This is a genomic window from Nocardiopsis sp. NPDC055824, from assembly GCF_053616335.1.
The window spans coordinates 1-5237 of the sequence record NZ_JBSHDN010000303.1 but is presented as its reverse complement, the minus strand read 5'-3'; the positions used below and the strand labels follow the sequence as shown (position 1 = coordinate 5237).

The window sequence follows — 5237 nt, the reverse complement described above, 5'->3', positions numbered from 1 at the left end:
CGCCCCTCCGCCCTCGGAGGGGCGCGGGCCGGCCGCGGCCGGGGGGCGCCGCGGGCCGGGGCGGGCCCCGGTTCGCTAGCCTCGTCCCCGACGAGCCCGGCGCCGCCCGGCCCCGGGAGAGGAGAACGGGGAGACCCATGCCCGCACCCGACCCGGACCGGTTGCACCCCACGACCCGGCCGGACCTGACCAACGTCGTCTTCCTGAAGGCACAGGTCACCTCCGACCTCATCGAGGTGGGCGAGTACACCTACTACGACGACGAGGGCAGCGGAGTCCCCTTCGAGCAGGCGTGCGTGCTCTACAACTACGGCCCCCAGCGCCTGGTGATCGGCCGGTTCAGCGCCATCGCGCCGGGCGCCACCATCCTCATGCCCGCCGGGAACCACCCCACCGTGGGCCCCTCCACCTACCCGTTCACGATGTTCGGCGGCGAGTGGTCCGAGCGCACCATGGACACCTACCTGTCGATCCCCGCCCCGCCCGACACCAGGATCGGCAACGACGTGTGGATCGGCCGGGGCGCCACGCTCATGCCGGGGGTGGCGATCGGCGACGGCGCCGTCGTGGCCGCGCACAGTGTCGTGACCAAGGACGTCGCCCCCTACGCGCTGGTCGGCGGAAACCCGGCGCGGCACATCCGCAGCCGCTTCGACGAGGACGACGTCGCCCGCCTGCTCGCGGCCCGGTGGTGGGACTGGCCCGTCGAGGCGATCACCGAGCACGCCGCCCTCATCATGGGCGGCAGCCCCGCCGCGGTGGCCGCGGTGGCCGAGGGCGTCCTCGGCGGCTGAACCGGGGGCGGGGTGCGACGGGCCGCGGGGCCTCAGCCGTCCAGGACGTGCCCGGTGGTGGCGTCCACGTGGTCGGGCACCTCCTCGTGGCGGTCGCCGACCGTCAGGGTGCCGGTGGGCTCGAAGAGGAGGATCGACGCGCCCCCGTCCGACTCGGGCCGGTGCTCGGCGCCGCGCGGGACCACGAACACCGATCCCCTCTCCAGGGTGACGACCCGCTCCGGGGCGCCCTCGCGCTCGCGCAGCCGGATGCGCAGGTCCCCGTCCAGGAGGAGGAAGAACTCGTCGGTGCCGTCGTGGGCGTGCCACACGTACTCGCCGCGGACCTTGGCCACGCGCACGTCGTAGTCGTTGACCCGGGTGACGATGCGCGGACTCCACAGCTCGTCGAAGGAGGCCAGCGCGTCCCGCAGGTTGATCGGTCGTTCGCTCATAGGGCCATCCTGGCCATGGCGCCCCGACCGGGGAAGTGCTAGGAATCGCACATGCCGCAAGAATCCTCGCACCGAGTCGCACTGGTCGTCGACGAGGGCTCGAACCCCTTCGAGATGAGCGTGGCCACCGAGCTCTTCGGACTGCGCCGTCCCGAGCTCGACCACCCCTGGTACGACCTCACCGTGTGCTCGGCGGTCCCTGACGTGCGCGTCCACCTGGGGCTGTTCACCATCACCGACCTGGCCGGGCTGGAGGCGGTGGAGGAGGCCGACACGGTCATCGTGCCCAACCGCCCCGACCCGTGGGTGCCGCCCAGGCCGGAGGTGGTCGCGTCCGTGCGCCGGGCGGCCCGGCGGGGAGCCCGGCTGGTCAGCTTCTGCAGCGGTGCGTTCACCCTGGCCGCCGCCGGGGTCCTGGACGGGCGGAGGGCCGCCACGCACTGGAGGTTCGAGGAACTGTTCGCCCGGATGCACCCGGGGGTCCGCCTCGAACGCGACGTGCTGTTCGTGGACGAGGGCGACGTGCTCACCGCGGCGGGCAGCGCCGCCGCCCTGGACCTGGGACTGCACCTGATCCGCCGCGACCACGGCGCGGAGACCGCCAACACGGTCAGCCGACGGCTGGTGTTCGCCGCCCACCGGGAGGGAGGGCAGCGCCAGTTCGTCCGCAGGCCGCTCCCCGAGACCGCCGACACCTCCCTGGCCCCGGTCCTGGCCTGGGCCCGAGAGCACCTGGACGAACCGATCGCCGTCGCCGACCTGGCCTCTCGGGCGTCGGTCAGCCCGGCGACCCTGCACCGCCGGTTCCGGGCCGAACTGGGCACGACCCCGCTGGCCTGGCTGCGCTCCGAGCGCGTGCTGCTGGCCTGCCGCCTGATCGAGGCCGGAGGCATGGGCTTCGAGGCGGTGGCGCGGGCCAGCGGCCTGGGCAGTACCGCCAACCTGCGGGCGAGCGTTCGGGCGCACACCGGGGTCGGCCCGGCCCGGTACCGGGAGCGGTTCGGTCCGCGTCCCCCGGCCCGGGAAGGCGGCCGGTCCCCGGCCCGCGCCTGACCGCGCGGTCCCGGCTCCCGTTCTCACGGGGCGGGCCGGTCGCGCGGCCGCCGGACCGTCGGAGACCACGGCCCTCCTCGCCTGGGAGCGCTTCCAGAGGTCTAGGATCGGCCGCATGGAAACACGTGTACTGGGTCGCACCCGCAAGGACGTCGGCGTCGTCGGTTTCGGCGCCTGGCAGATCGGAGCCTCCTGGGGCGAGGTCAGCGAGGCCGACGCCACCGCCGCCCTGCACACCGCGGCCGAGGAGGGCGTCACCTTCTTCGACACCGCCGACGTCTACGGCGACGGCCGCAGCGAACGGCTCGTGGGACGCCTGCTCAAGGAACTCCCCCACATCACCGTGGCCACCAAGATGGGCCGGCGCCAGGAGCAGCTCGCCGCGAACTACAACCCCGCCAACTTCCGGGCCTGGAACGACGACTCCCGCCGCAACCTGGGCGTGGACACCGTCGACCTCGTCCAGCTGCACTGCCCGCCCTCCGCCGTCATCTCCACCGACGCCGTCTTCGACGACCTGGACGCCATGGTCGAGGAGGGGAGGATGCGCGCCTACGGCGTCTCGGTCGAGACCGTGGACGAAGCCCTGGCCGCCATCGCCCGCCCCCACGTGGCCACCGTCCAGATCATCCTCAACGCCTTCCGCCACAAGCCCCTGGAGCGGTTCCTGCCCGCCGCGCGCGAGGCCGGGGTCGGTGTCATCGCCCGCGTCCCGCTGGCCAGCGGCCTGCTCTCGGGCAGGTTCACCGCCGACACCTCCTTCGCCGACGACGACCACCGCGCCTTCAACCGCGAGGGGCAGGCATTCGACAAGGGGGAGACGTTCTCCGGCGTCCCCTACGCCACCGGGCTGGAGGCCGTGGAGCGTATCCGCCCGCTCGTCCCCGAGGGGATGACGATGGCCCAGTTCGCGCTGCGCTGGATCCTGGACCAGGACGGCGTGAGCGTCGTCATCCCCGGGGCCCGCAACGCCGACCAGGCGCGCGGCAACGCCGCCGCCGCGGACCTGGCTCCCCTCTCCCCCGAGGTCCACGCCCGGATCGGCGAGGTCTACGACGAGCTCGTCCGGCCCCACGTCCACCACCTGTGGTGACCGGCGAGAACCCCGCGGGCTGACGGGAGACCGCCACGGCCCCGCGTCCGACAGGGGGCCGTGGCGGCCGGGGATGCCCCGGCGCTCCCGGCCGCGGAGGGCGGCGGCCGGGAACGGCGCGCCCGGTCAGCCCTCGGGGAGGCGGGCCTTGCGGCCGGCGTCTCCGAAGCGGCGGGCCAGGCGCTCGAACGCGTCCTCGAGCTCGGGCGGTCCGACGACCTCGAAGTCGGCGTCGAACCGCCCGACGGCGGAGGCCAGGCCGACCCATGACCACGAACCGAGCACCAGCCGGCAGCGCTCCGGCCCCAGTTCCTCGACCAGCCCGTCGTAGGCGAAGGGGACGACGGACGCGGCGGGCAGGTCGAGGACGACCTCCCCCCGGCAGGGCCAGTCGGCCGGTCCGCCCGAGCCCCGGAACCTGCCGGTGACGAAGGCGGCCACGTCTCCGCCGGGCACCTCGCGCGGGGTGAAGCGCGGACCGTTGGGGGTGCGCGGCGAGATGCGGTCCACGCGGAGGGTCTGCCAGTCGCCGCGCTCCTCCTCCCACGCCAGGAGGTACCAGCGCCCCCGCCAGGTGACCAGGTGGTGGGGCTGCACCCGGCGCCGGACCACCGCGGTGTCGCCCGGCTCCGAGGCTGACCGGAAGGCGGGGGCGTAGTCGAGGCGCAGTTCCTCGCGGGCGTGGACGGCGGCGCTGAGCGCCATGAGCAGGCTGCCGTCGGCCCGGGCGGGAACGGCGTCGGGCGGCACGACCGCTTCGACCCGGATCGGGCGGATCCGCTGGCGCAGGCGTGCGGGCATGACCTGGCGGATGGTGTTGAGCGCGCGTTCCGCGGCCTCCCCGATCCCGGCGCCGGTCGCGGTGGCCGCCTGGAGCGCCACCGCCAGCGCCACCGCCTGTTCGTCGTCGAACAGCAGCGGGGGCATCTGCGAGCCCGCGTCGAGCCGGTAGCCGCCGTCGCGCCCCTTGAAGGCCGTGATCGGGTAGCCGAGTTCGCGGAGGCGGTCCACGTCGCGGCGGACCGTGCGCGCACTGACGTCGAGCCGCTCGGCCAGCTCGTCACCCGACCAGTCCCGGCGGGTCTGGAGCACGGACAGGAGCGCGAGCAGGCGGGCGGACGTTTTCACCATGGACCCATCCTGCTCGACATAGAGGACACACCCTGTCCTGTGAGCCTGCGAATGTAGGGCCGCAGGCAGCGAAGGGGCGGGCGCAAACGCGGTCATCGCAGGTCACGACCCCTCGGCGGCGGACGTTTTCGTGTCCGCCGCCGAGGGGCGCGGCCGTCCACCGCCCCCGACACCCGGCCGTGCACCGCCGCGGCGGCACACGGTCGACTGCCACCGACACCAGCCGTACAAAGCTCACCCGAGCAGACGAAGACCGGGAGCCACCATGTCCATCACGACCACGACCCACCTGAACTTCCGAGGCGAGGCCCGCGCGGCGCTCGACTTCTACCACTCCGTCTTCGGCGGGGACATCGCCGTCGTCACCTACAAGGACACGGGCAACGTGCAGAACCCGGACGAGGCGGACTGGGTGACGTGGGGCCAGGTGATCGCGGACAACGGCTTCCACGTCATGGCCTACGACGTGCCCTCCCCGATGCCGTGGGACCGGGGCGAGAACGCCGTCTTCGTCTCCGTGCGCGGGGACGGCACCGAGGAGATCACCGCCCTCTGGGAGAAGCTTGCCGTCGGCTCGACCGTCGTGCAGCCGCTGGAGGCCTCCCCGTGGGCGCCGCTCTACGGGATGCTCAAGGACCGCTTCGGCATCGTCTGGGTCCTGGACGTCGCGGCTCCGTACAACGGCTGACCGAGGCCAGGAAGTCGCCCAGCAGCGGGCCGCCGGCCATGCCC

6 protein-coding genes are annotated in these 5237 nt (G+C 73.9%); 4 read left to right on the top strand and 2 right to left on the bottom strand.

What is annotated here, in order from left to right; genetic code table 11:
• The first annotated feature begins 137 nt into the window (after nucleotides 1-137).
• Entirely contained in the window at nucleotides 138-794 is a 657-nt protein-coding gene (locus tag ACWGL3_RS30710) for a CatB-related O-acetyltransferase (RefSeq protein WP_452462091.1), read from the top strand.
• 32 nt (nucleotides 795-826) lie between these two features.
• Here ACWGL3_RS30710 and ACWGL3_RS30705 read toward each other — a convergent pair whose 3' ends face one another.
• Entirely contained in the window at nucleotides 827-1228 is a 402-nt protein-coding gene (locus tag ACWGL3_RS30705; RefSeq protein WP_267950110.1) for a cupin domain-containing protein, read from the bottom strand.
• Nucleotides 1229-1279: 51 nt separating this feature from the next.
• Here ACWGL3_RS30705 and ACWGL3_RS30700 point away from each other — a divergent pair, with 51 nt between their 5' ends.
• Together ACWGL3_RS30700 and ACWGL3_RS30695 are read left to right on the top strand one after the other, a co-directional pair.
• Nucleotides 1280-2281, top strand: coding sequence for a GlxA family transcriptional regulator (locus ACWGL3_RS30700; protein ID WP_267950111.1), 1002 nt, complete (start codon nucleotides 1280-1282; stop codon nucleotides 2279-2281).
• A 115-nt stretch (nucleotides 2282-2396) separates the two neighbouring features.
• Nucleotides 2397-3374, top strand: coding sequence for an aldo/keto reductase (locus ACWGL3_RS30695; protein ID WP_267950112.1), 978 nt, complete (start codon nucleotides 2397-2399; stop codon nucleotides 3372-3374).
• 126 nt (nucleotides 3375-3500) lie between these two features.
• Here ACWGL3_RS30695 and ACWGL3_RS30690 read toward each other — a convergent pair whose 3' ends face one another.
• Complete coding sequence (locus tag ACWGL3_RS30690; protein ID WP_267950113.1) at nucleotides 3501-4505, bottom strand: helix-turn-helix transcriptional regulator; 1005 nt, start codon at nucleotides 4503-4505, stop codon at nucleotides 3501-3503.
• Nucleotides 4506-4770: 265 nt separating this feature from the next.
• Here ACWGL3_RS30690 and ACWGL3_RS30685 point away from each other — a divergent pair, with 265 nt between their 5' ends.
• A complete protein-coding gene (locus ACWGL3_RS30685) occupies nucleotides 4771-5193 on the top strand; it encodes a VOC family protein (protein WP_267950114.1) in 423 nt (140 codons plus the stop codon).
• Nucleotides 5194-5237 lie beyond the last annotated feature (44 nt).

Excerpts from the sequence above, each read along its gene's own strand:
- ACWGL3_RS30685 (WP_267950114.1), top strand. The coding sequence starts at position 4,771 with ATGTCCATCACGACCACGACCCACCTGAACTTCCGAGGCGAGGCCCGC.
- ACWGL3_RS30690 (WP_267950113.1), bottom strand. The coding sequence starts at position 4,505 with ATGGTGAAAACGTCCGCCCGCCTGCTCGCGCTCCTGTCCGTGCTCCAG.
- ACWGL3_RS30700 (WP_267950111.1), top strand. The coding sequence starts at position 1,280 with ATGCCGCAAGAATCCTCGCACCGAGTCGCACTGGTCGTCGACGAGGGC.
- ACWGL3_RS30710 (WP_452462091.1), top strand. The coding sequence starts at position 138 with ATGCCCGCACCCGACCCGGACCGGTTGCACCCCACGACCCGGCCGGAC.
- ACWGL3_RS30705 (WP_267950110.1), bottom strand. The coding sequence starts at position 1,228 with ATGAGCGAACGACCGATCAACCTGCGGGACGCGCTGGCCTCCTTCGAC.
- ACWGL3_RS30695 (WP_267950112.1), top strand. The coding sequence starts at position 2,397 with ATGGAAACACGTGTACTGGGTCGCACCCGCAAGGACGTCGGCGTCGTC.